At 47.4% G+C, this 23,518-nt stretch carries 24 protein-coding genes and 1 tRNA gene; 3 read left to right on the top strand and 22 right to left on the bottom strand.

The features are described from left to right. Nucleotides 1–54 precede the first annotated feature (54 nt). The 14 genes from FPE01S_RS21595 to FPE01S_RS21660 all read right to left on the bottom strand — a co-directional run bounded on the left by FPE01S_RS21595 (nucleotide 55) and on the right by FPE01S_RS21660 (nucleotide 11,541). Nucleotides 55–129 (bottom strand) — tRNA-Arg (locus tag FPE01S_RS21595). 46 nt (nucleotides 130–175) lie between these two features. Next, nucleotides 176–790 carry a pseudouridine synthase gene (locus tag FPE01S_RS21600; protein ID WP_046371138.1) on the bottom strand — a complete coding sequence of 205 codons (615 nt, stop codon included), beginning with the start codon at nucleotides 788–790 and terminating at the stop codon, nucleotides 176–178. Nucleotides 791–792: 2 nt separating this feature from the next. After that, complete coding sequence (locus FPE01S_RS21605) at nucleotides 793–1,374, bottom strand: MarC family protein (protein WP_046371139.1); 582 nt, start codon at nucleotides 1,372–1,374, stop codon at nucleotides 793–795. Between the two features lie 10 nt (nucleotides 1,375–1,384). Then, the gene (cobC, locus tag FPE01S_RS21610) at nucleotides 1,385–1,990 is read right to left on the bottom strand and encodes an alpha-ribazole phosphatase family protein (protein WP_046371140.1); all 606 of its coding nucleotides are present in this window, start codon (nucleotides 1,988–1,990) and stop codon (nucleotides 1,385–1,387) included. A 17-nt stretch (nucleotides 1,991–2,007) separates the two neighbouring features. Beyond that, nucleotides 2,008–2,829: an adenosylcobinamide-GDP ribazoletransferase gene (locus FPE01S_RS21615; RefSeq protein WP_046371141.1), complete on the bottom strand. Its 822-nt coding sequence runs from the start codon at nucleotides 2,827–2,829 to the stop codon at nucleotides 2,008–2,010. A 4-nt stretch (nucleotides 2,830–2,833) separates the two neighbouring features. After that, nucleotides 2,834–3,958, bottom strand: coding sequence for a lycopene cyclase family protein (locus FPE01S_RS21620; protein WP_046371142.1), 1,125 nt, complete (start codon nucleotides 3,956–3,958; stop codon nucleotides 2,834–2,836). A gap of 56 nt (nucleotides 3,959–4,014) precedes the next feature. Beyond that, entirely contained in the window at nucleotides 4,015–4,527 is a 513-nt protein-coding gene (gene idi, locus FPE01S_RS21625; protein WP_046371143.1) for an isopentenyl-diphosphate Delta-isomerase, read from the bottom strand. 137 nt (nucleotides 4,528–4,664) lie between these two features. Further along, nucleotides 4,665–5,165: an RNA polymerase sigma factor gene (locus FPE01S_RS21630; protein WP_046371144.1), complete on the bottom strand. Its 501-nt coding sequence runs from the start codon at nucleotides 5,163–5,165 to the stop codon at nucleotides 4,665–4,667. 103 nt (nucleotides 5,166–5,268) lie between these two features. Next, entirely contained in the window at nucleotides 5,269–6,150 is an 882-nt protein-coding gene (locus FPE01S_RS21635) for a MerR family transcriptional regulator (protein ID WP_046371145.1), read from the bottom strand. Nucleotides 6,151–6,240: 90 nt separating this feature from the next. Further along, nucleotides 6,241–7,149, bottom strand: a complete 909-nt coding sequence (locus FPE01S_RS21640) for a glycosyltransferase family 9 protein (RefSeq protein WP_046371146.1) — start codon at nucleotides 7,147–7,149, stop codon at nucleotides 6,241–6,243. Between the two features lie 74 nt (nucleotides 7,150–7,223). Further along, a complete protein-coding gene (locus tag FPE01S_RS21645; RefSeq protein ID WP_052956084.1) occupies nucleotides 7,224–7,910 on the bottom strand; it encodes a tyrosine-protein phosphatase in 687 nt (228 codons plus the stop codon). A gap of 127 nt (nucleotides 7,911–8,037) precedes the next feature. Continuing rightward, nucleotides 8,038–9,060, bottom strand: a complete 1,023-nt coding sequence (locus tag FPE01S_RS21650; RefSeq protein ID WP_046371148.1) for a polysaccharide deacetylase family protein — start codon at nucleotides 9,058–9,060, stop codon at nucleotides 8,038–8,040. A 3-nt stretch (nucleotides 9,061–9,063) separates the two neighbouring features. Further along, complete coding sequence (locus FPE01S_RS21655) at nucleotides 9,064–10,671, bottom strand: glycosyltransferase (RefSeq protein WP_046371149.1); 1,608 nt, start codon at nucleotides 10,669–10,671, stop codon at nucleotides 9,064–9,066. A 21-nt stretch (nucleotides 10,672–10,692) separates the two neighbouring features. Beyond that, complete coding sequence (locus FPE01S_RS21660; RefSeq protein WP_046371150.1) at nucleotides 10,693–11,541, bottom strand: ABC transporter permease; 849 nt, start codon at nucleotides 11,539–11,541, stop codon at nucleotides 10,693–10,695. A 241-nt stretch (nucleotides 11,542–11,782) separates the two neighbouring features. On the opposite strand from FPE01S_RS21660, the gene FPE01S_RS21665 reads away from it, so the two are divergent. The 3 genes from FPE01S_RS21665 to FPE01S_RS21675 all read left to right on the top strand — a co-directional run bounded on the left by FPE01S_RS21665 (nucleotide 11,783) and on the right by FPE01S_RS21675 (nucleotide 15,343). After that, on the top strand, nucleotides 11,783–12,889 hold the full coding sequence (locus FPE01S_RS21665) for an ABC transporter ATP-binding protein (RefSeq protein ID WP_245624046.1): 1,107 nt from the start codon (nucleotides 11,783–11,785) through the stop codon (nucleotides 12,887–12,889). 2 nt (nucleotides 12,890–12,891) lie between these two features. Then, complete coding sequence (locus tag FPE01S_RS21670) at nucleotides 12,892–13,797, top strand: glycosyltransferase family 2 protein (protein ID WP_046371152.1); 906 nt, start codon at nucleotides 12,892–12,894, stop codon at nucleotides 13,795–13,797. A gap of 106 nt (nucleotides 13,798–13,903) precedes the next feature. Next, complete coding sequence (locus FPE01S_RS21675; protein WP_046371153.1) at nucleotides 13,904–15,343, top strand: hypothetical protein; 1,440 nt, start codon at nucleotides 13,904–13,906, stop codon at nucleotides 15,341–15,343. A gap of 2 nt (nucleotides 15,344–15,345) precedes the next feature. Here the strand turns inward: FPE01S_RS21675 and FPE01S_RS21680 are convergent, their stop codons facing one another. The 8 genes from FPE01S_RS21680 to FPE01S_RS21715 all read right to left on the bottom strand — a co-directional run bounded on the left by FPE01S_RS21680 (nucleotide 15,346) and on the right by FPE01S_RS21715 (nucleotide 23,437). Continuing rightward, the gene (locus FPE01S_RS21680) at nucleotides 15,346–16,344 is read right to left on the bottom strand and encodes a glycosyltransferase family 2 protein (RefSeq protein WP_046371154.1); all 999 of its coding nucleotides are present in this window, start codon (nucleotides 16,342–16,344) and stop codon (nucleotides 15,346–15,348) included. Nucleotides 16,345–16,513: 169 nt separating this feature from the next. Continuing rightward, nucleotides 16,514–17,455: a GDP-L-fucose synthase family protein gene (locus FPE01S_RS21685; RefSeq protein ID WP_046371155.1), complete on the bottom strand. Its 942-nt coding sequence runs from the start codon at nucleotides 17,453–17,455 to the stop codon at nucleotides 16,514–16,516. Between the two features lie 7 nt (nucleotides 17,456–17,462). Then, a complete protein-coding gene (gmd, locus tag FPE01S_RS21690; protein WP_046371156.1) occupies nucleotides 17,463–18,581 on the bottom strand; it encodes a GDP-mannose 4,6-dehydratase in 1,119 nt (372 codons plus the stop codon). A 54-nt stretch (nucleotides 18,582–18,635) separates the two neighbouring features. Continuing rightward, nucleotides 18,636–19,388, bottom strand: a complete 753-nt coding sequence (locus FPE01S_RS21695) for a glycosyltransferase family 2 protein (protein ID WP_046371157.1) — start codon at nucleotides 19,386–19,388, stop codon at nucleotides 18,636–18,638. 24 nt (nucleotides 19,389–19,412) lie between these two features. Continuing rightward, a complete protein-coding gene (locus FPE01S_RS21700) occupies nucleotides 19,413–19,970 on the bottom strand; it encodes a WcaF family extracellular polysaccharide biosynthesis acetyltransferase (protein ID WP_046371158.1) in 558 nt (185 codons plus the stop codon). Then, nucleotides 19,967–21,112 (bottom strand): glycosyltransferase, encoded by a 1,146-nt coding sequence (locus tag FPE01S_RS21705; protein ID WP_169749205.1) that lies wholly within the window; start codon nucleotides 21,110–21,112, stop codon nucleotides 19,967–19,969. Before FPE01S_RS21705 ends, FPE01S_RS21700 begins: the two co-directional genes overlap by 4 nt. Before the next feature lie 13 nt (nucleotides 21,113–21,125). Continuing rightward, entirely contained in the window at nucleotides 21,126–22,112 is a 987-nt protein-coding gene (locus FPE01S_RS21710) for a glycosyltransferase family 4 protein (protein WP_046371159.1), read from the bottom strand. Then, nucleotides 22,100–23,437 carry a hypothetical protein gene (locus FPE01S_RS21715; RefSeq protein ID WP_046371160.1) on the bottom strand — a complete coding sequence of 446 codons (1,338 nt, stop codon included), beginning with the start codon at nucleotides 23,435–23,437 and terminating at the stop codon, nucleotides 22,100–22,102. Before FPE01S_RS21715 ends, FPE01S_RS21710 begins: the two co-directional genes overlap by 13 nt. Nucleotides 23,438–23,518 lie beyond the last annotated feature (81 nt).

Consider the following 23,518-nt stretch of genomic DNA (forward strand, 5'->3'; position numbering starts at 1 on the left):
CAAACAAAAAAGTCAATCACAGCTGATTGACTTTCAAGTAAATATTGTTTTAACTGGTGGCCTCGCCAGGAATCGAACCTGGATCTGGAGCTTCGGAAACTCTTATACTATCCATTGTACTACGAGGCCGGAAACAACGCACCGGGGTACCCTACCTCCGGGGTGGAGCGCGAAATTAAGGCAATTTGGTGTTCGGAGCCTCATATAGGTGCAAAAGCCGGAAAAATTCATCGGCTGTATACTCCCGGACCTCACCAGGAGGCAAATCGCCTAATTCAAGGTCTTCAATGGCTACCCGAACCAGTCGCTGGCAGCGATGGCCGATCGATGCTACCATTTTCCGCACCTGCCGGTACTTCCCTTCCACCAGGTTCAGTCTTAGCCAGGTATGTGGAAATTGAGGCTCCTGGCCGGGAATCGGGAGCAATGCTGCCGGCTCCCCCACAATTTCAGCTGTACAGGGAAGGGTCTGAAAGTCCCCATTTCCTTTTCCGGTAAGTATTATCCCGGATCGCAGAAGATCCAGCGATTCTTCCTTGACCGTTCCTTTTACGCGCACCAGGTAGGTGCGTTGATGGGGAACCTCAGATTTAAACAGCAGCCTGGTGACCCGGCCGTCGGTAGTGAGCAGTAGCAACCCCTCAGAATCCGCATCCAACCGACCGATGGCATGGATGCCGGGTGGAAAATCAAATTCGATCTCCCCGAGCAGGCGGACGGGATCAGGACTCACAAACTGCGAAACCATCCCCCTGGGCTTGTGAAGGGCAAAATAGCGGTAGGTGTTCATGGTTATTTGATCAGGCCGGCAGCATTGGTAGCGAAAATCTTGACGGCAATGGCCAGCAGTACCACTCCGAAAAATTTGCGGATGGCCAGCAATCCATTGGGACCGATCCAGCCGGCGATGCGGTCGAGCGACTTTAATACAAAATAAACCACGATCAGGTTGAGACCGATCGCCATCGCCACGACAGTATTGGGATAGTTGGCTTTCAGGGAAATGATCGTAGTCAGTGTTCCGGAGCCTGCAATCAGCGGAAATGCAATAGGCACCACGGTGCCGGATTTCGCATCGCCTTCGCTCTTAAAAAACTCCACACCCAGCACCATTTCCAGTCCGAGTATAAAGATCACAATAGAACCGCCTACTGCAAAAGACCGCACATCCACGCCTAAAATATTCAGAAACTTCTCTCCCCCCAGCAGGAACAGGATCATTAGCGCACCGGAGATCAACGTTGCTTTGGCTTCCTGGATTTCACCCAGTTTAGATTTGAAAGAGATCAGCAGTGGAATTGAACCCAGTATATCGATCACCGCAAAAAGTGTGAACGTAACGGTGAGCAGCTCATCAATATTTATTCCGTTCATGGCGATGAATTCAGGTGGATGGCCTGTGTTGCTCCGGAGTGCCTGGGATATTCGACAGCATCCTGATGATGTTGCCTTCCAGCTGCACACTGGCAACGGCTCCATAAAATAAGGGAAAAACCCGGAATGAATCAGCAAGTGACGTGCCGCTGATATGCGACAGAATGCTTCGGATGACACCTCCATGTGCTACGATAGCTGCCGGCTTGCCGGTTTGCAGCACCGTTGCCTTTACTGTTTCGTAACGCTGAACGGTACGCGCAAAAAGGTCACGGTAACTTTCACCTCCCGGCACACGCACTTCAGTAAAGTCAGCCATCCACGGTTCCAGCTCGTGTTTGGGAATGGCATCCCAGTGCTGCATTTCCCATTGACCGCAATTCAGTTCCATCAGGTCATCGGACAGGTTAAGCGGCTTCTCCGGAAACAGCCATTCTGCCAGCAACCGGCAACGCTGCAGTGGACTCGAATACACAGCGCCGATATGCTGTGGAAGGCTATCCCGCACGATCCCGGCTTCGGATTCAAAACTATCCGCCAGTGCAAGATCTGTTTGTCCGTAACAGATTCCTGTTGCCACCAGGGGACGGGTATGTCTGATGAGAAAAATTTCCATGTTAACCTTTTCTGCCGTTACTGAATATAGCGCCAAACGATCAGCGCAGCGAGATAAAATACTATTTCCGTTACCTGCTGTACGGTACCGAGACAGTCCCCGGTATACCCACCAATCCAGTGTTTGAAATAATTGGCCAAAGCCCGGGTCGCCCAGATCATGGGAAGCAGGGTGAGCCACATCCATGGTGAGAGCAGGGCAATTGGCCACGCTGCAAGGATCAGGGCAAACAACAGCGTTGCTATCGGGGGTTTCGCAACAGCCAGGGGTTTACTCTTGCTGAGGTCGCCGCCGGCGTAATCGTAAAAACGAATCACGAGCAGTCCCATGAACCTGCTGCAGCCATGTGCGGCCAGCATGAGCAGTATAAAAGTCTGATAATTGCGGATCGGATTAAGTGATGGTCGAAGGCCTTGCGGGCTGAATGCCGGCAGTTCTTTAAGCACCAGGAACTTCACAGTAAGAATCGCAATCAGGCCGACCGTGCCATAGGTACCAAGCCTGCTGTCTTTCATGATGGTGAGGATGCGTTCCTTATCATAACCGCCACCAAATGCATCACAGCAATCCGCCCATCCATCTTCATGAAAAGCACCGGTGAGCCAAATAGTAGTAACCATATAAGCTGCGAGTCCAAGATCTTCACTAAGATATTTTGAAACCACCAGGTAAGGAATCAGTGCAATTGCTGCCACGATTTGTCCGGCAAGCGGAAAATACCTTGGGCAATGTTGAAGGTATTCCGCCTGGAAAACATAACTGGCGGGAAGCTGGATCCTTGTAAGGAATTGAATAGCTGTCAGAAAATAATGATACTCGCGGCGCAGGAATGCGATCATGCCGCTAAGATAAGCCTAGCAGCGAAGCCATCATCTGCAGGTCTTCGGTAAGCGTGGTTTGTTTGTCGAGAAAACGAAAAACACGTTGAACCGGGTTTCTCCGGAAAATCCTGGTTAAATGGGCAGCGCCGGACGGATGCTTGTGTCGTAATGCTTCGTTCATCATTTTATCATAGAACCGAAAGCGATGAGGGTGACTGCATGCCTTGCCGATGTCTTCATTTGAAAGGAATGCCCGAAGCACGGCGTCACTTTCCTCCTGGATCAGTCCGAATGAATGTCTGCCCCCGATATGTACGATATTCCTATCGGTTGACTGGCGGCTTTCACTGTTCATCAGTGTCGATCGCTTTTCAATGTCTACTACGTGGTAGGCGGACAGGCACAGATTATTCCGGAGGTAGCCGGAAAGTCTTTCATCATCTGCTTTTTCAGCAGGAGATTTACCTGAAATCAAGTTGCTGGCTATAAAAACCCTGTTTTCCGCCAGTGGCATGGTACACATGAAATTTACCCCATCCTGCTGCGGCATCCTTAAATCCATCATCGTATTGGCAGAAACATCAAATTGAGGGGATGGTGTTTCGATTACCCACCCACTGGAATGGCGCAGCAGTATCCTGCGGTCAGCTGGTGTTGGTTGAAGCTGAAAAGACTGGAACAGTTTAATCGCTGCCTCATACCTTTCACCATTTTCGAGATGGAGTACGCCCCTGTTGTTATGCTGCCGGATCGATCTGACCGGTTCAAACAGGAGGCGCACATTATCCCGGGTTTTAATATAGTCCAGGCAATACCGGTAGAAATCATTTTTACGAATCATTTTGTATTCATAGGGCGCAATCGGGATACAATCTGAATAGCCCGGCCCATGGATCCAGGTTTTTTGCCACCGGTGTGCAACCAGGGATTCGAAATACCCCCGTCCTCTTTCCCAAAAGCACCAGTGGGTGTTATCAGACGCTTTACGGTCACGGTCTACCAACAGGAAGCTGAAACCGTTAAACAACCCGGATTGCAGCATCCGCACCAACAGACTTAATCCTGCGACGCCTGCACCGGCAAATACAAAATCATAGGAATAACTATAGTTATATGGCTTATACTGGTACAGGGATGAATGCTGCATGTGGCCTCCTTTGCGAAACAAATTAGAAGTTTTCGTTCGCTGGAAAATCCGTGTTTTCACGGTAGTTGCAAGGCTGCTACGCGGTCAAACGCCAGCCGGAACCAGGCCGTGTAGCGGGAAGGATACTGCTGTAAATCCTGGCGGATCTCCTCTGCAGAACACCACCGTACTGCAGCTACCTCGTCCGGGTTCGGCAATACTGCATTGTTGTACCTGCCCATGAACACGTGATCATATTCATGTTCTGTCAGGCCGTTGCCAAATTCAGCCTTGTAGATAAAACTGAAGGCCGGCTGCAGGGATGTCTGAAAACCAAGTTCCTCTTCCAGGCGGCGGACCGCAGCGGCTGCAACCGGTTCACCCGGACGGGGGTGGCTGCAACAGGCGTTGGTCCACAGACCGGCGCTGTGGTATTTGTCTGCCGCACGTTGCTGCAGCAGCCATTCCCCCTGGTCATTAAATATAAAAACACTGAATGCCCGGTGTAACAATGCTTTTTGATGGGCTTCCATTTTTTCCATCGTGCCGATCGGGTTATCGTGTATGTCTACAAGGACAATATCGCTCATGGTGGAAAGGTAGGACAAAGGAGAATGGTTTGGGTTTGAGGTTTGGGGTTTGGGGTTGTGGTTCGGGCTTTCCTATACAAAAAAGCTTTTCCCGGGTCATCCGGGAAAAGCTTTTTGTAAACCTGATAATATTTAACTCAATAGCGGGAGATCTGGGCTTTCAGCAGTTTTCTGGCGAAATGGATCCGGCTTTTGATGGTTCCCAGCGGTTCTTTCAGCATATCTGCTATCTCGTGGTATTTGTATCCATCGAAATAAAGCAGGAAGGGGTTACGGAAAATCTCCGGCAGTTTGTGAATGGCTTCCTGGATCTCTTTCAGTTTCAGGGTACCTTCCGCAGCATTGGCGGTGGTTACCTGGTTGTAGTTGAGCAGAAAATCATTGGAACTGCGGTCAAAAATGGTGTTCTGTTTGGCTTTGCGGCGATAATTATTGATAAAAATATTCCGCATGATCGTGTAGAGCCAGGCTTTGATATTGGTCCCTACATTATATTTTTCCCGGTTAGCGATGGCCCTGTACATGGTTTCCTGGAATAGATCCTGGGCAGCCTCATTGTCACGGGTGAGGGTGATGGCGAAGGGTCTGAGGAATTCCGCGTTACTGACCAACATCTCATTGAAGTCTACATTCGACATGGCCTGATGTTTAATTATTGTATATACAAATTTAACAAATATCGTGCGCCATTCAGCCAAACTTCCATGTGGCGCTTCCAGCTGCCAGGCTGGCAGAAAGGACTCAACGCAGGCTGCTGATGAACTCCGAAACTTCTGCCAGAGAGTGCTTGAATGACACGTTTTCCGGCAGTTTCTTCTTAAACAGCCGGGTTAACCTACCAGAGATAACCAGGGGATGGCCACCGCATCTAACCGAGTAATTGCCCAAAAATTTATCCACGTTAAAATTTGGGGCCACCGTCGTAAGGTGGGTGTACAGGCAATCGGGTTTTTTAAGGTTGGCGACGAATTCAACATCTTTCAGGGGAACATTGGCTCCGAGGTAAAGGATGGAAACACCGTGGCTTTTAAGGAGGTAACTCGTATACAGGAGTCCGATCTCATGTTGTTCGCCTTCGGGGAGGAAGAGCAGAACGGTCCTGGGAATGCTGATATGCGAAAAAGCTCCTTCGATTCCCACGATCAGTTTCTGGCGGATTACATTGGTCACAAGGTGCTCCTGCGCAGGGTTGATATGGTTCGTCTGCCACAATATTCCGATTTTATCGAGAAAGGGAAAGATGAGGTGTGTTATAGTTTTGTCAATTCCCCGGTGGGCAATATGGCCGTCCAGCAACTCCTCAAAGGCCTCCATATTCAGGTCAATCATCTGGGCGATCAGGTCGTTGACCATCCGTTCTTCAAGCGCCTCACCGTTTCCCAGCGCAACAATCCTTTCCCCGATTTCTGCAGGCTCCATCCTGTCGATATGGGAAATCTTATATCCGTACCGGTTGAGCAGTGAAATGTTCAGCAACGTTTTCAGCTCCTCACTATTGTAATACCGGATATTGGAGTGGGTGCGTTTGGGCTTCAGAAAATTATACCGCTGTTCCCAGATCCTGATGGTATGGGCCCTGATTCCGGACAGGTTTTCCAGATCGCGGATGGTAAAGGCGTTCATGGTACTGAAGAAGCTGTTTAACCCAGCGCACACTCAAGTTAAACAAAAATCAGGGAATCGCCAAAGCTGGTATTACTGAATGGCAACGCTTCAGGCAGACTTTGCTGCCGGTTCAAGGTCGCGCAGTACCTGCTGCAACACCTCTTCCACTTTAATATACCCTTCCAGCTCAGGGTGATAACTGTTGGAATAAAAAAAGTCGTTCATGCGGGGATGCACAAACTTCGTCATGGTATCGTAGTCGTGGATCTCCGTCGCACTGGTGACCACAAAAATGGCAATGGAAGGAATTTTGTATGCCAATGCAATGTGCATGGCGAGAGTATCACCCGAGATCACGTAACTGCAACCTGCGATCATTTCCAGGTAATCGCGGATATCTGCTTTCTGCTCAAACACCACAATCTCATAACCAAGGTCTTTCAGGCGTTGCTGCAGTTCGGGATATCCTTCCCAAACCTTATTCGGCCAGCGTGCCCCGGCCCGGTCTTCAATGCCGATTACTCCCTTTACAGAAGCGGTCCGGGGTTGGTAAATGGAATATGCCTGGCCGGAGAACGGCCTGCCCATCATGCCAAAAAGGTATTCCTGGAAGGTTTTTGTATTAACCATTTTAAGTGCATTGGCCTTTTCCTTGCTGCCCAATTTCGACACGAGGCTCATGTCAAACCAGCCGGCGCCTTCGTTCTCGTCATAAGTCACTTTGCCGTCCTCCCATTTCATGCCGATCAGTTGTTTGGATTTAACTGAAGTCGCCATGCGGGCAAGCGTTTCTGTTTCCTCCAGCGAGAAAACCATATCATAACTTTCATCAGTAACTATGGCCGGAATATTCTTATAGTCGATTACGCGAAGATTGGGGAGATCAGGCAGCAATCCGGCTACTACAGGATCAGTGATCCAGGTAATTTCATAGTCCGGAAATGCAGTCAGAATTACAGTTGAACGAACCACATCACCGGCAGCGCCGGTTTTCACCACTAAAATTTTTCCCTTCATAACACACACATTTTTTTTCCAGTTGCAAGGATAATAGGAAAACGTGTAAAATCAAAGGATAGTATTATAAAATACTATAACACAATTGAAGCGTTGAGGATTTTACCCGAATCAAGCAGGTGCTGTACAGCGTCATTCAAATGCGGAGCATCCCGAAGCGCATGGACGTGACGATCATGATGACAATCAGTGCCGAGATAGGAAATCAGTTGCTGCTTTATCAAAACAGTTGCAAGCGAAAGAGCGGATTTCCCGTAATACCCTGTCAATGAGTTAAGATTGAGCTGCAACAAAATGCCCATTTCCACCATCTCGCGGAATAACCCGGTCTGGCCGGAGAGGAAAGCATATCGTTCCGGATGGGCCAGCACAGGCTGGTAACCGTTCATCTGCATATCAAAAAACAGCTGCTTCCAGTTATAGGGAATTGCCACAAAAGAGAATTCCACCAGCACGTGATTCCCATTAAATGCACGCAATTTCTTCTTTTGTTCCACCAACTGTGAAAAGTGGTCGTCCATCATATATTCTGCAGCTGCCTGTAACGGTACCGCACCAGAAGGTTGTGCGTTGAGCACTGAATTAAGCTGATCAAGGGCAGTGGAAATACTTTGATCATCATTCCGGTACAGGTCCCAAAGTATATGCGGAGTAGCTACAAAACTGCTTAATCCAAGATCCTGCAATGCAGTGATCAGTTGCAGTGATGTGCCAGGATCTGACGCGCCGTCGTCGATACCCGGCAGTATGTGAGAATGCATGTCTGTAACCAGTGGCGATAAATCAACAGATATCTTTTTTGATCGGGTAAAAAAGGAGAACATAAGATCACAAATCTACCTATTCAAAACGGACAATCACCTGCTAATATTGTTCAATCATATCGCGCTATCTGCGCCTGAGCCATTGTTTCAAAACGGCATTTAGTTGTTCCGCCGTCCAGTTTTTTACCTGAATTCGACTGAGCTGAAACAGGTCAGATTTAGCTGTTACCGGATTCTCGTGCGTCACAAATGCCATAGTGATACCCAGGTTTTCAAGCGCTCCCGGTAAAGCATGGTCATAATCGCCATAGGGATAGGCAAGTACTGATGGTGTAAGTCCTGTTATTTCCTGCAAGCGGATAGCATTCTCCCTGATCTCCCACTCCTGCACCGCTTTGGAATGGGCAGAGAGCGCCGGATGGGTATGCGTGTGCAGGCCGATTGTACAAACGGGTGACATGCTGAGTTCATGCAATTGTGCAGTCGTCATCGCCTTCGCCGGGCCAGGGCCGACAGGTTTGTATGCCAGTTCCCGTTCAAGATAAGCCAGTACGTCGTTGATCTCTGGCAGGGGCAATGGCCGCAATTTTTCCCAAATGGTCAGATAGGCATGGACCCTGTTGTCTGGTGGCGGTTCGGGCCACCTCCAGGCCAGGTATGCCTTTCCGGCATCAGGCACACTATTTTCATTTCCAAGGTCAAATTCAAACACTTCTCCCCTGATGGTAACCGTTAGATTCCTTTGAGGCAGCGGTTCTGTCAACAACATGTCGGAGAGCCGATCCCACCAAAACATTTCCTGTTGCTGTACATAGTAAGTGGGAATAAAAAAAGTGGCTGGTAATGCATACTGTTCCAGCAGTTTCCTGGCAACCACAAAATTATCTGCATAACCATCATCAAAACTGAGACAGATACAATCGTGTGGTATTTTGCCGGCCTTGATATACAGCGCCAACTGAGGGATTGACACCACCCTGTATTTTTCTCTCAGCAGGATGAGCTGCTGTTCGAAATGCAAAGTACTTACCACCAGATCCCAGGGATCGGCAATCGGTTCAGCTATACGATGGTACATCAACACCAGCGCCCGACCGCCGCCAGTTCCTGCAAGCCGCTTCATTTTGTTCACTAACCGCTGAAGCATGTTCTATTTTTTGAAAGCTGTTGCTGCGATAATTACCTGAAAATGCTTGTCGTGATAGTTCATCTGCTCTTTGGTAAGTTCGGGAAGTCCTGCTCCATAAAGAAACGCGGATGCCACCAGCACATTTCCGAAGGTCTCCAGCTTCACTTGTTTTTCACCGAAAATATCGGTCAGCAACCGGTTCAGCGAATTATTGGTGAATGACCATTGCCAGTATTTTCCCCATTGATCCTGGCCAATGTGGCTGATCCCCGGAACGGTAACCAGCAGCACTCCGCCAGGCTTAAGCACGCGATAACAGGTTTCAACAGCTTTTTTATAATCGTAGATCAGGTGGAGTGTTTGCGTTAACACAATACAATCAAAGGCATTGCCGGGCACCTGCGGTGCATCAGTAAGGTCACCTACAAAAGTGGCATCCTGGTTGGATGCGTCGACGTGCAGAATATCGCTGATGTCAACTTTCCCTCCACCAAACCTTAAGGTGTAGTCATTGTCGCCGATTTCAAGCACCCTTCCCCTGATCAATCCACTGTGCCGCTGCAAAAAGTCCTCAATATAGTACCGGTCAACCGGCCCACCACGGTCGTAACCAAAATCAGTGCTTAACGGCACAACCCCCAGGTCGGTAAGCCGGGTTGGTTTCCGTTTCAGCTTCTCGACGATAACTACCGGCAACAGGCGTTTAACCAACATGCGGATGCCTTTCCGGGCTCTTTTCTCAATACTTCGCTCATCCCTGGTAAGCTTTGCAAACAACTCCGGACTATTTTCCTTCAGGGTTTCGCGGTCACGGTCAATCGCTTCTGCACTCAGGTGTTTCCTGACACTCTGTAAACGAAGAAGAATTTCTTTTGAATAAAAATGCTTCCAGGATTCTATTCCTGCCAGATAACTTTCTCTTTCTTCTTCAGTACGTAGGTCCTTCTCGTGCTTTTTCATCACATGCAATGCTCCCCTGAGCATACGCGGATAATCTTTTGACATATTTCCCAGGTGATAACGATAGACCGCAATCACCTGCTGGTGCCGCAACACAGGAAACTTCCTGGCAATGTTCAGGTAGATATCATAATCCTCACAGTTACTCAGGCTGGTATCATAACGAAAAGAATCGAAAACCCATCGGGCATACATCACTGTTGCATGCATTCCGATGAAATTCCCTCTCAGCAAACTGAGGTAGGCATCAGGTCCGTATTCATTATTTACATTCTGGTACTGATCCCTGTCTTCATAATAGAGCTGGTATGCGCCAGACACGAAAGCTGCCCGCTGATCACCCCTCATCAGGCTGAGATTAATGGCCAGTGCCTGCGGTAACAGCCAGTCGTCAGCATCCAGGAACACAAGGTATTTTCCCTTTGCATGGTCTATGCCGGTATTGCGCGCTGCAGAAAGGCCCTGATTCTCCTGGTAGACATATCTGACATCCGGATACATTTCAGCAACAATCCGTGTGTTATCTGTAGAACCGTCGTCGATCAAAATGATCTCGGACTCCTTGAGTGATTGAGAATAGACGCTCTCAATAGAAGTGGTAAGGTAACGACCCTGGTTATAGCAGGTTATAATAACAGTAACCAATGGCTGGTTCGGGTTTAAAGACATAGGTGAAAAGGCAATTTAATACTAAGCAACATCTATTAATCTGTCCGTCATCTTATTAAAAAACAAGATGCCCATGGTAACCAAAAGTACCATAATCCCCACGCTATAGATCAATTCCCACCCCATTATCTGCCCTTTCCCGATAAAGGCATACCGGAACAATTCAAACTGGGCTGTAAGTGGATTCAGAAACACAAAAAGTTTCAATTTTTCAGGAACACTGGAAGCTGTGTAAAAGATCGGACAAAGAAACATGAGTAACCGCAGAAAAAGGGAAACAAATCCGTTAAGGTCCCGGTATTTAGTAGTCAGAATGGAAAATATGAGACCAGCCCCGAAAGCAATTCCGGCCACCACAATTACTGCCGGAAGCGCTAAAAAAAGGCGAAACAGATTAAAGTCAATACCACCTGTTATTTTATAGTATACCGTTACCAGCAGGAGGAAAATAAAATGGATGGTGAAGCGCAGAAAATTGTAAAGAATACCGGAAAGCGGGGCGATCAGCCTCGGGAAATAAACTTTACTGAAGACCTCAAGATTACCTGCAATAACTGATGAGGAGCTGGAGAAAATATCCGAAAACAGGGTCCATAATGTAGAGCCAATCAGGTAATACAGGAATGCCGGAACGCCGTTAGTGGAAACGCCGATAATTCTGTCAAAGACCAGAACATAAACCCACACCGCGAGCAGCGGCTGCAACAGTATCCAAAGCGGTCCCAGCAGCGTTTGCTGATAAGAGTTGAGAAAGTCTTTCCGCACAAATCCCCACAACAGGTCTCTGTGGTCGATAAGGTCCTTTACAGAGACACCCAGCCAACTGGTATCCGCCGTGATTTTCCAATCCCAGTTTTCTTTCTGACTCATTGCGATTCAGGTATTTGAGGGTTGTGTAACAATATGCTGCAATATTATTATTTTAGCTAATTGCCTATTAAGGTAGAAGTAAAAAAGCATGGCCGGAACGGTTTTACAAATTGACCATCTGTCAAAAATATATCATAGGGGGAAGATCGGAACAGGCTCTTTCCGCCAGGATTTGCAGCGGTGGTGGTCCGGGTCCGTTATGCGGTCAAAAAACAGCTTTTTTAATACGCATAATCCGGGTTTGTCGAACAGCAACGCCTTTTATGCGCTGAACGATATCAGCCTGAATGTCAACGAAGGTGAGGTTTGGGGAATAGTCGGGCCAAACGGGGCAGGGAAATCCACGCTGCTTAAAATAGTTTCCCGAATCATTAAACCCTCTTCGGGTCAGGTATTGGGTAAAGGAAAGGTCAGCAGTCTCCTTGAAATCGGGACAGGTTTTCACGATGAACTCACGGGCCGGGAAAACATCTTCCTGAGCGGCTATGTACTGGGTATGAAAAAGAGTGAGATCATCCGCAATTTTGATGATATCGTTGAATTTTCAGGAATCGGTGAATTTGTTGATACGCCCGTAAAGCGCTATTCTTCAGGCATGTATGTACGGTTGGCGTTCGCAGTGGCAGCATTTCTCGAGCCTGACATCCTGATTATTGATGAAGTGCTGGCTGTCGGGGATGCAGAATTCCAGAAAAAATGCCTGGGGAAGATGCAGGAAGTAACCACCCAAAAGGGCCGGACAATCCTGTTCGTGAGTCATAATATGCAGGCAGTTAACCAGCTTTGCAGCAAAGCTGTCTATTTGAATGGAGGCAGGGCAGTTGCGATAGGTGATGTACACACCGTCGTGAATACCTATCTCACCGGAATGCAGAAAACCAATCTACATGCGTTTTGGCAGGAGCCGGAGTTGGCGCCGGGAGTACCATCCTTAAAGGTTAACAGTGTTTCGCTGATTCCGCAACAATCTTCACCGGGTACACCACTTGACATCAGGACACCTTTTACCTGTACTATCCGATTCTGGAATTATGAAGATGGCGCGGATCTCAGCGTGGGTCTCCACCTTTTCACCCTTACCGGAGAATGCATTTTCGATGTTGCCTCCCCTTCTATTGTTTGTCATGAAGGATTGGTTGAAGCTGAATGCCGGATTCCGGGAAATTTCCTGAATAATGGTTCCTATTATCTATCTATCATCTTTATGAAGGACACGTCGGTTCAGGTATTTTACCTGGAGGAGTGTATTCATTTTGAGGTTGAGGATTTCAGGGAAAATATGAACTGGTATGGGCAATGGATGGGTGCTGTCCGCCCGAAATTCCCATTCACTATCAGACAAGCATGACTATGCCAGATCAGCCTGAAATCAAGATAACCGTTGTCACCTGTTTTCTCAATGAAGAAAGATTTCTGGAAGAAGCCATTGCAAGCGTAATTGGTCAAACCTATTCCAACTGGGAACTGATCCTCATCGATGACGGCTCTTCTGATAATAGCCGGCAGATCGCTGAGGCATATGTGCTCGCCCACCCCGGAAAAATCTTCTATTATGATCACCCGGGTCATGCCAATAAAGGCCTCAGTGCAAGTCGTAACAGCGGCATCCGGAAAGCAACCGGTGAATGGATTGCCCTGCTTGATGCTGACGATGTATGGTATGCAGACAAACTGGAAAACCAGGTTGGCATTATTCAACGGTATCCCGGGATATCTATGTTATGCGAAGCGTCCAACTACTGGAACTCCTGGAATGATGCCCCGCATGCTGATCATATTATTGAAGTGGGGGATGGACTGGAGGGATTGATGCAACCGCCCGACCTGTTGAGTTTGCTCTATCCGCTTGGAGCAGGAAGTGCTCCGTGTCCTTCTGCTATTCTGATTAAGCAATCTGCCTGGGAGAAAGTAAACGGCTTCCAGGAAAATTTTGATGGAATTTACCAGATGTACGAGGACCAGGCATTTCTATGTAAAATCTATCTCACAGAAACAGTTTATATCTCCCGGTCATGTCATAATAATTATCGTCAGCGGATTGGATCGCTGGTTCAGGATGTTACTGCAACGGGAAAATACGATACTGTCCGGTTGTTTTTCCTATCCTGGTTTCAAGGGTGGCTTCTTGAACAGCGAAATGAAAATAAAAAAATTCAAAGCCTGCTTCAGCAGGCACTGCGGCCACGCAGGCAGCCATTGGTCCTACAATTGAAACGACTTATCAAAAAAGCCATCGGGAGCTTGAAATCATCCTAAGGGTTTTCAATTAGCGGAAAAAATATTGGATTTCCAGTACAATCAACTTTGAATTTCCATCGTTGTAACTGGACGGTTGAGAAATTAAATCCAATATCCAAATTCCATGAAAATCCGGTACGTAGTAGCCCTGCTGCTTCTTGCATCTTGCAGTAAGGAAGTTGAAAACAATGAACTGCTCCCAGTAATTACAGAACCCACGGTTACCCAACCAATTCCACAGCTCAACTATTATGTGAGCCAGTCCGGAAGTATCCTTAATAGCGGTAAATCGGCCGACCAGCCCTGGAGTCTGGATAAGGCAAATGAATTTACGTTCAGTCCCGGTGATACCATCAATTTAGTTGGCACCCTGTACGGTTCACTGATGCTTACAGAGTCGGGAACTGAAGATAGTGTTATCACCATCACCGGCGGGAAAATCAACAGTGGAAATAAAAGCGGAATTACGCTATACAACAATAGTAATATTACGATCAGGAATGTTGAATTGCAGGGTTCAGGTGAGATGAGCATTAACCTGGAGAATTCAGGCATCCGGTTGTGGTCAGATGACGGGAACCGTCATGCGAACTTCATATTTGAGAAAATAATAGCGAAAGGATATTCCCGTTCAGGAATAGAATCAGGACTGGCCATGTCACCGACTGTACTTTGGGAAAGTGAAGAGGCGTCAATGAGCTACGCCGGAGGGTTTGATCATGTTCTGGTAAACCAATGCCAGACTGACAGCAACGGATATGCGGGCATCAATATGGCCGGATCCTGGCCAGGCCGCCAAAACAAGGACATCATCATCAGGAACTCAGTGGCTTTCAGCAACAGGGGAATTAAAGGTTACGATCCTCATTCCGGCCACGGCATATTTTTAACCAATGTTGTTGGCGGGAAAATAGATTCCTGTGAAGCTGCCTATAACGGTTGGGAAAATGGCAGTGGCAATATTGGAATCTGGACAGCCAGTGCAGTGGATGTGACAATTCAAAATTCAAAATCCTACAGGAATATATCCATTACCAACGGAGATGGGGGCGGATTTGATATTGATGGCGGAAGCTGGAACTGTACGATGCAGTATAACTATTCGTATGAAAATGACGGCGCCGGCTACCTGATATATGAGTATGGCAATCCCAATGGCATGAAGGACCATATTGTCCGATACAATATTTCGCACAATGATGGACGCAAGGGAACACATTATGGTGGAATAACCGTAGGAGGAGATGCTCCCATTACCAACCTGCGGATTTACAATAATACCGTAATGATGGACAGGGGCAGCGCTATTCGTTTTGTGGGCGGACAGCTGCTGGGAGTTTATGACGTGAAGAACAATGTGCTGATTGGCACTCAATCTTCCTATCTCGGAAAAACCCCGGCAAACAATGTACTTAAAGACCCGAATCTCAACCTGCAATATATCCCTCTGCAGAATTCGCCGGTGATTGATCTTGCAACAGAAATATCGGGCCTATTGCCTGCTCTCGATTTTTATGGAAAGCCAATAGTCGGCAAACGCGACATCGGCGCAGTAGAATACTAAAACTATTGCTGCGTACTGTCTGCCTGCTTCCTGGCCCCGCTTAAAAACCTCAATGTTACCCGCGAAAAGAAGTAAATCGATTTTTTGCTGGGATACATCAGCATTGATTTAAAAGAAAGTACAAGGTAGCGGAAAGGGTCGCCATAAAAATTGGTGAATGCGATTACGGCGAAATGATTGGAAAAGTTTTCCCTGGCTGCATTCCTGGATGTTTTCCTGATGCGTGCGGGAAGATAGTTCTGTATGATCTTGATGAAATGCTGTATATCTTTCAGGCTTTGCCCTGTTCGATGAGATTTATTGCTGATGTTCCTGGGATGGGACCGGTATTTTGCGAGACAAACAGGGGAATAGCCAACCGGATAATGTGCAGCAATCCTGCACCACATTTCCCAATCTTCACCATAATGGCCACCAAAAAAACCGCCGAGTTCTTCATATACTGAGCGTTTTACCGTTACAGCGGGCGGCTGGCAATAAACTGCCCTGGAGATTTTTTCGAGCCAGTTCGGAAGTATTCCCGGGTTTTGCAACAATAATTTAGTACGTCCGGTCTCTGTCCCATTCCGGTCGACAAAACTGTTCCGGCAAAAGGCAGAACCGATATGCCCGTGCGCCTCAAAGAGCATTTCCATTTCCTTATAGTAACCATCCATCACCAGGTCGTCGCCATGGAGCAAATGCACATATTCGCCGGTCGCACGCTGAAGGCAGGTTTCAAAATTCCGGAGGCTGCCTTTGTTTTCAGGCTGCCGGAAATAATTTACCCGTCCATTGCCAATATTTTTTACCAATTGTTCAAGATCCCCGTCTGTGCTGGCATCATCTACGACTTCAATCTGCATTTGATCAACCCCAAGGTCCTGCGATAAAACACTTTCAATTGTCTGTTGGATATACTGAATACAATTGTATGCCGGTATCATGACAGACCATCTGGGCCTTTTTATCTCCGATCGGGGAAGTATTGCGGGTGGGGTCTGGGGAGTTCTCGTGTTCACAATCTATTGTTCGGCGTTAGTAAAATCGTTGAATTTATACGCGAATAATAAGATAGTTAAATTCCGGATTACCCGAAAATCTACTATTAAAAAAGCGGTTACTCCCCAATAAAAACCGGTATATGCAAAAGGCAAACCAGCTTCAATTCCAGCCGATTGGTTAACGTAATCAACGCATTGCTACAGCTTGTCCCTCCTCAAACTGCCGGTATACACCACGAATTCCATCTTCCAGACCAATTGTCGCTTTCCAGCCCTGTGCATTCAGTTTCGACACATCCATTAGTTTTCTTGGCGTTCCGTCGGGTTTGGACAGATCATGTACGATCTCGCCATCGTAGCCAACGATCTTTTTCACCAGGATCGCCAGGTCTTTAATGCTGATATCATGCCCAACGCCAATATTTACAAGGCCGGCTTCATTGTAGTGTTGCATGAGGAAATAACAGGCATCCGCAAGGTCGTCGGCATGGAGGAATTCACGAAGTGGTGTGCCGGTTCCCCACATGGTTACTGTCGGCGCCGAGTTCACTTTGGCTTCATGAAATTTCCTGATCAGTGCGGGCAGCACATGGGAATTGTTCAGATCATAGTTGTCATTGGGGCCGTATAGGTTGGTTGGCATTACGCTCACAAAATTACAGCCGTATTGGCTCCGGTATGCGTCACATAGCTTGATACCGGCGATTTTGGCTATAGCGTAAGGTTCGTTGGTGGGCTCAAGCAGGCCCGTCAGCAGGTAGTCTTCCTTAAGTGGCTGGGGAGCAAGTTTGGGGTAGATGCAGGAAGAGCCCAGGAACATCAGTTTCTTTACACCATTCAAATACGACTGGTGAATGACGTTGTTCTGGATCATCAGGTTATCATACAAAAACTCGCCACGATAGATATTGTTTGCCTGGATGCCACCCACTTTTGCTGCCGCCAGAAAAACATACTCCGGTTTTTCCATGGCAAAAAAATCAGCGACTGCCTTTTGGTCACGAAGGTCCAGTTCAGCGGAAGTTCTCACAACAAAATTGTTGAAACCTGCTTTTTCCAACCGGCGCCGTATGGCTGAGCCGACCATTCCACGGTGACCAGCGATATATACTTTAGCTTGTACTTCCATTCAGTTATTATTCGTATTGATTTTTGACGTAGTACCCGCTATCGGCCAGTAATTTTTCTTTACGGAAGATCTCCACGTCTGCCGCCACCATTTCCTGTACCAATCCGGCTAGGTCGTATTTTGGCTTCCATCCCAGTTGTGTCTGAGACTTGGTAGGATCCCCGATCAGGAGCTCAACTTCCGTCGGGCGATAATAGCGGGGATCGACAGCAACCACTTCCCTTCCGGCTGGCAGCTGGTAGTCAGGGTTGCTGCAGGCAACTACAAATCCCACTTCTTTTTCATCCTTTCCCCTGAATTCTATTTCGATTCCAACTTCCGCAAAGGCCATGCGCACAAATTCACGCACGGGTGTAGTCACCCCTGTTGCAATCACATAGTCTTCCGCTTTGTCTTGCTGAAGGATCAGCCACATCGCCTCAACATAATCCTTTGCATGCCCCCAATCGCGCTGTGCATTGAGATTTCCCAGGTAAAGTTTATCCTGGAGGCCAAGCGAAATTTTCGCCACAGCCCGGGTAATCTTCCTGGTTACAAAGGTTTCACCACGCAACGGGGATTCATGGTTGAAAAGTATGCCGTTTGATGCGAACATATTATAGGCTTCCCGGTAGTTCACGGTGATCCAATAAGCATAGAGTTTGGCTACAGCATAGGGGCTGCGAGGATAAAACGGCGTCGTTTCACTTTGTGGCACTGCCTGCACGAGGCCGTACAATTCTGAAGTAGAAGCCTGGTATATTTTGGTTTTCTTAGTCAACCCAAGCAAGCGTACTGCTTCCAGTATCCTAAGTGTTCCGATGCCATCAGCATTGGCTGTATATTCGGGCTCTTCAAAACTAACATGAACGTGACTCATTGCGGCGAGGTTGTAAATCTCATCCGGTTGCGTTTCCTGAATGATACGGATCAGGTTGGTGCTGTCTGTGAGATCACCATAATGCAGTTTCAACCGAACATTCTTTTCATGCGGATCCTGGTAGAGATGGTCGATCCGGTCCGTATTGAAAAGTGATGCCCGGCGTTTGATGCCATGAACAAAATATCCTTTACTCAATAAAAGTTCAGTAAGATAAGCACCGTCCTGACCGGTGATTCCTGTTACTAACGCGACTTTGTTGCTCATATCTTGAAATTAGTGCTTGCGATGGTTAATACGTTACTATGGGCGGGGTGCAAATTACCCTTGAAATTGCAAATACTGACGCAACTTCGAAACCGGCTTTAAAAAGATGGTAAAAAAATAAGGTTTTAATCCATTTACCTTCCAGGCCATTTTGTCTTCCCTGTTGGCCTTCCACCGGTTTTTGACAGATGCGTTACTGGCACCACCGGTGCGCATCTTGACAATTACTTCCGGCAAGTAGGTTGCCGGCACCTTGTGTTTAAGCAAAAACCTTAACATCAGTTCATAATCAGCCGACGACCGGAATGTTGTATTGAAAATTCCAAATCTTTCGTACAGCTCCCGCCGTACGAAAAAAGTCGGATGGGGGGGCATCCAGCCAAAAAAGAAACGCCTGATCCGGTACTGTCCCGACTGCCAGTGCCGGATTACTTTTGAGGTGTTGTCGCTTGCTACATAATGCAGGTCGGCATAAACAGCTTGTACTGCCGGATTTTCGAATAGTTCCGCCACCTTTTCCAGCACATTCGGATGGGTATATATGTCATCAGAATTAAGGATTCCGACAACATCTCCGCTTGACAGTGCAATGCCCTTGTTCATCGCATCATAAATTCCGTTATCTTTTTCTGAATGGATCAGCGCGACATGAGGAAATTCATTTGCTATATCAAGGGTGCGGTCCGTGGACAGACCATCTACTATAATGTGCTCAATATCTTTCCAGGTTTGCATGGCAACCGAAGACATCGTATCAGCCAGCGTTTTCTCGCTATTATAGGTAATCGTGATGATCGACAGTTTCATTTCTACATATTTCTTGCTCAGCGCCTAACTGATATTCCGTTCACTTACCGCCACTGCAGGGACGCCTTTATAAATCGTATACGGCTCAAGGTCTTTTTCCGCAACGGCGCTTATGCCTAGAATGCTGTGCGTCCGCGCTGTAACGCCGCCGAAAACGATGGCTTTTGCAGTGATCCAGACGCCATCTTCCAGGACAATCGGCCTGGTCAGAAAATCGAATTTTTCGCTTCTGTGATCGTGGCTGCCGGTAAGGAGCATCGCTCCCTGCGACAAAGTTACATTATCTCCCATGGTAACGTCGGAAAGGTTATCGATCCAGACCTCCTCCCCAATCCAGCAGTAATTGCCTGTTTGCAGTTTCCAGGGATACTTTATGTTCACCACCGGTTTAATAACCGTACCGTTGCCAATTTTCGCGCCAAAGATGCGGAGCAGTGCGACCTTGAGTGAGTTGACAGCGAAAAGTGCACTTTTGAAAATCAGTGCATTAACCAGGTACCACAGCGCCCTTTTTAGTTTTGTTGCACCAGGATCGTGGGTTGTCCTGTACAGGCTGTTGTTGACTTTCTTTTTCTCGTTCATGATAGCAGGGAAGTATATTCTTCTGTCATTCGTGGGTTAGCAATAAAATTTCCGCCAAATTTCCAGGCGGCCCCGGCGTACCCGTCGAAATCCTGTTGATTCCAAACCAGTGCGGCGGATAACGCCGCTGCCCACTTGCTTTCGTCCTTCAAGGAGATGTCCCAGCCAATATGTTTTTCTTCCAGGTGCCGCCAGGGCGTCAGGTCGCTGATCAGTACCGGTCTCCCTGCAAGTATACTTTCAAATATGGAATGTCCGAAATTTTCGCCTTTGGTTGGCGATACAAAAAGGTGTGTTTTTTCGAGGAAGCCGGCTAGCTGGTGGTTGGGTATGGCACCGAGATAATTTACGACAATTCCAGGAGGCAGGTTCCTGATCTGGGCCTGGCAGCTGGTCCAATAACCCTCATCCTCAAGCGGACCAATGATATTCAACTCAATTGATCCTTCCATCGTTTCAAGCCTTTGCAACAGGAACAACAGGTTCTTGATCGGGTGAATCCTGGCTATAAATAACATCTTCAGGTGGCCCGGCTGTTTTTCAACCGAACGAAACGGTTCCTGTATCAATTTCGGAAGATTGTCCGCTATGAACACTTCTGCACCCGGAAAATGCCGGAGCACAGCTTCTTTCTCCAGCTGGTTGGTGGCATGAAACCGGATCAGCCGGTGGATTCCCATTATCCGGAACAGTTTGAGGAACGGAGTTTTTTTGAAACGTTTAATTGCCAGTGCATTTTCAAACAAAGCTCCTCGTGGCCCCATAATCACTTTAGCTTTCAACCGGCCTGCTTTCCTTTCGAATAAGGGAACCAGGGAAAACAGCGGGGAAAACATCAGGTTCAGGTATACGAAATCCGGTTGCACTTCACTGATCAGTTGCCGGACTTTTTTAGCGCGCTGGTTTGCTTTACTCAGGTATACGATCTGAACTCCCTCAATTACTGACGTTGTCCATTGATCGGACTCAATGCCGGGATAGGGAATATTTTCCAGATGATCGGTGTTCCTGGTGACAACGTAGATGCTGAATGTATCTTTTAATGCCAGCACAAGATTGGTGCATGACTGGATTGGTCCTCCTGCTTTGTAGCCCGGGTAAAACCAATCAATGAGTATCATCAGCTTTTTTCTGTCTTTCATCGTATTCTCCGCATTACTCCTGCAGCAGGCCTGCATAAACTGAACGGTATTGCTGAGCAATAGTTCCGGCTTCGAACGGAATTACATTCTTTAGGCCCTCCTGGATAATGCTTTTCCTGTATTGCTGATCACCAATCACTTTCAACAATCCTTCCCGGATATCATTTTCATTGTTTGGGTCGACCAGGCAGGCGCCTTTTCCAGCCACTTCCTTCATTGGCATGATATTGCTGGTAATCACTGCCCGCCCCACGCGTTGCGCTTCCAGTACAGGTAAACCGAAGCCTTCATATAGAGAAGGGAACAGCAGTATATCACAGTCCTGATACAACTGCACCAGTTTCTCCTCAGAAACCCCCACCCATGACTGCCAGGAAATTTTCGCATCTTCCAGTGCCCTGCGCTGCTGATCTGTGACCTGCCCAACGATCCATAACTGAATGGCAAGCCCCTTCATAGCATCTATAGCCCGCTCAAGATTCTTGTTAATTTTTGTTCCTATAAAAAGGATGACTGGCTGGGTTCTTTCCGTGTTATTGGGTGAAGGAGAAAATGCTGCGCTTACAGGATTCGGAATTACTTTGATCTTATCGGGGTTGCAGCCTGTAAAGGATATAATCTCGTCCTTACTTTTCTCTGAAATTGTTGTGATCACACGGGCATGATTTACAGGCCAGTCCAACCAGATCTTTTTAAGGATCCATCGCTTCAGGCCGCTGCTCTGGTGCATGAAAACACAATCATGTATGGTTAGTACCGTTTTTCTGCGGGGAAAACCGAGTACTGCGTAATGAATATCTCCGGTGACATGGTACACATCACCTTTCAGGCTCCGCAGGGACCGGATATTTTTCCAGACACTGGAGAGCCCCCCGGCCCGTACCGGAACTTCTTTTATATTAATTTCGATTTGCTCGCGCAGAAACGGGAGGACTGTTTCGAAAACTTTTTCTATGCTGAAAGAACGATCGTTACGCCTCCTGAAAATCAGTTGTACCACAGCTTTTTGTTGTCATTTACTTTTTTGACCCCCGATTGTTTGGGCACACCAAACCAGTCTGGCCTGAATTTGTACAGCAGCCAGATGAAAAACGAACCCTTAACGATTGAATTCAGGATCTGCAACGTGTCCGTTTCAGCAGAATATGTTAACTGGTAAAACAGCACCGGCAGCCAGCAAATGAGCAAAGGTATATTTGCAGCGATCTGAAACACCCGGTTGTAAGCCCATCGGACAAACCATGCCAGCACTCCCATAAATATTACTGCACCCAGGCGACCAAAGCTTCCGTACCCTTCACCCAACGGGCCTACATTGGTTGAGAAATCGGTAATCGTCATTCCCGCATAATGCTTCATATTGAATTTGCCGCCAGCCATAGGTTTATCCGGCCAGAACAGCCTTGGAACTACAGAAGCTGCAACAACCGTCATAAGCTCCTTTCCATTATCGTGCGGTTGCACTGCGGGGATACGATTCATCACCAGGGAAATATTCCAACCCTGGTTCATTCGCACATACAGCGGAAAAAACTCCTCATCCTGTAAAAGATCAGTTCCTTTACCCAGGTTCTCCATAAACAGTTCCGCAAATAACATTGCCCTGTTTCCCTGGTAGCCGGTATTCATGGTGATTTGCCGGAAGGACCCTTTAGACGCCTGCAGCACGAAAATAAAAATCACGCCGATGGCCACAACAGCCAGCTTCCTGAACATGCTTGTTTTGTTGCCCAGAAAAAAAAACGAGAAAAGCGTGATGCCCATGTAGGCAACAATGGTGAACATCCCTGTCGCAAGGGCATTGGAAAGAATAAAAATCAGAAAGAGGGTGATAAAGGTATACTTGTATCCGGACGGTTTAGAGTAATAGAGATACAACAGGCCGGCAAAAGAACTGAAGTAAAATAAAATCGCTACAAAGCCCAGGCCGCCCGGAAGATATTTTGATATGATCGACATGAAGGTGCCGATCAGGATGATCAGAATTCCGATACGATGTTTGTCGGTTTCTCCCGATTTGATATGATAGACAATCCGGTTAAGTCCCTCCCCGAAATCATTTACCCCGTTTTTGCCGGAAAGGGGCCAGGTCAATACGGTAACAAAACTGGCTATTGCCGGTAATGCTGTTCCGAAATAGACGTCATCCTTAACAATCATGTATTTGATGAACGCCCTGGCAAGCAGGTTGTCCTGCGTATAGTTCTCATACCCGATAATGGGAAATATGAGGCAGGTCGTTGTATAAAAAAAAGCAGCCGTTTCCCGCAGGGGAAGCCCTTTACCCAGCTTGTACAGTATGGAATACAGCTGGGTGAAAAACATGATCAGCACCAGGTCTTTATAATTGTCAAAAACCAGGGAGAGGGTCAGTACAGCTACATAGATAGCTGAGAATATGTAGAA

Source organism: Flavihumibacter petaseus NBRC 106054, from assembly GCF_000974785.1.
Lineage (GTDB): Bacteria > Bacteroidota > Bacteroidia > Chitinophagales > Chitinophagaceae > Flavihumibacter > Flavihumibacter petaseus.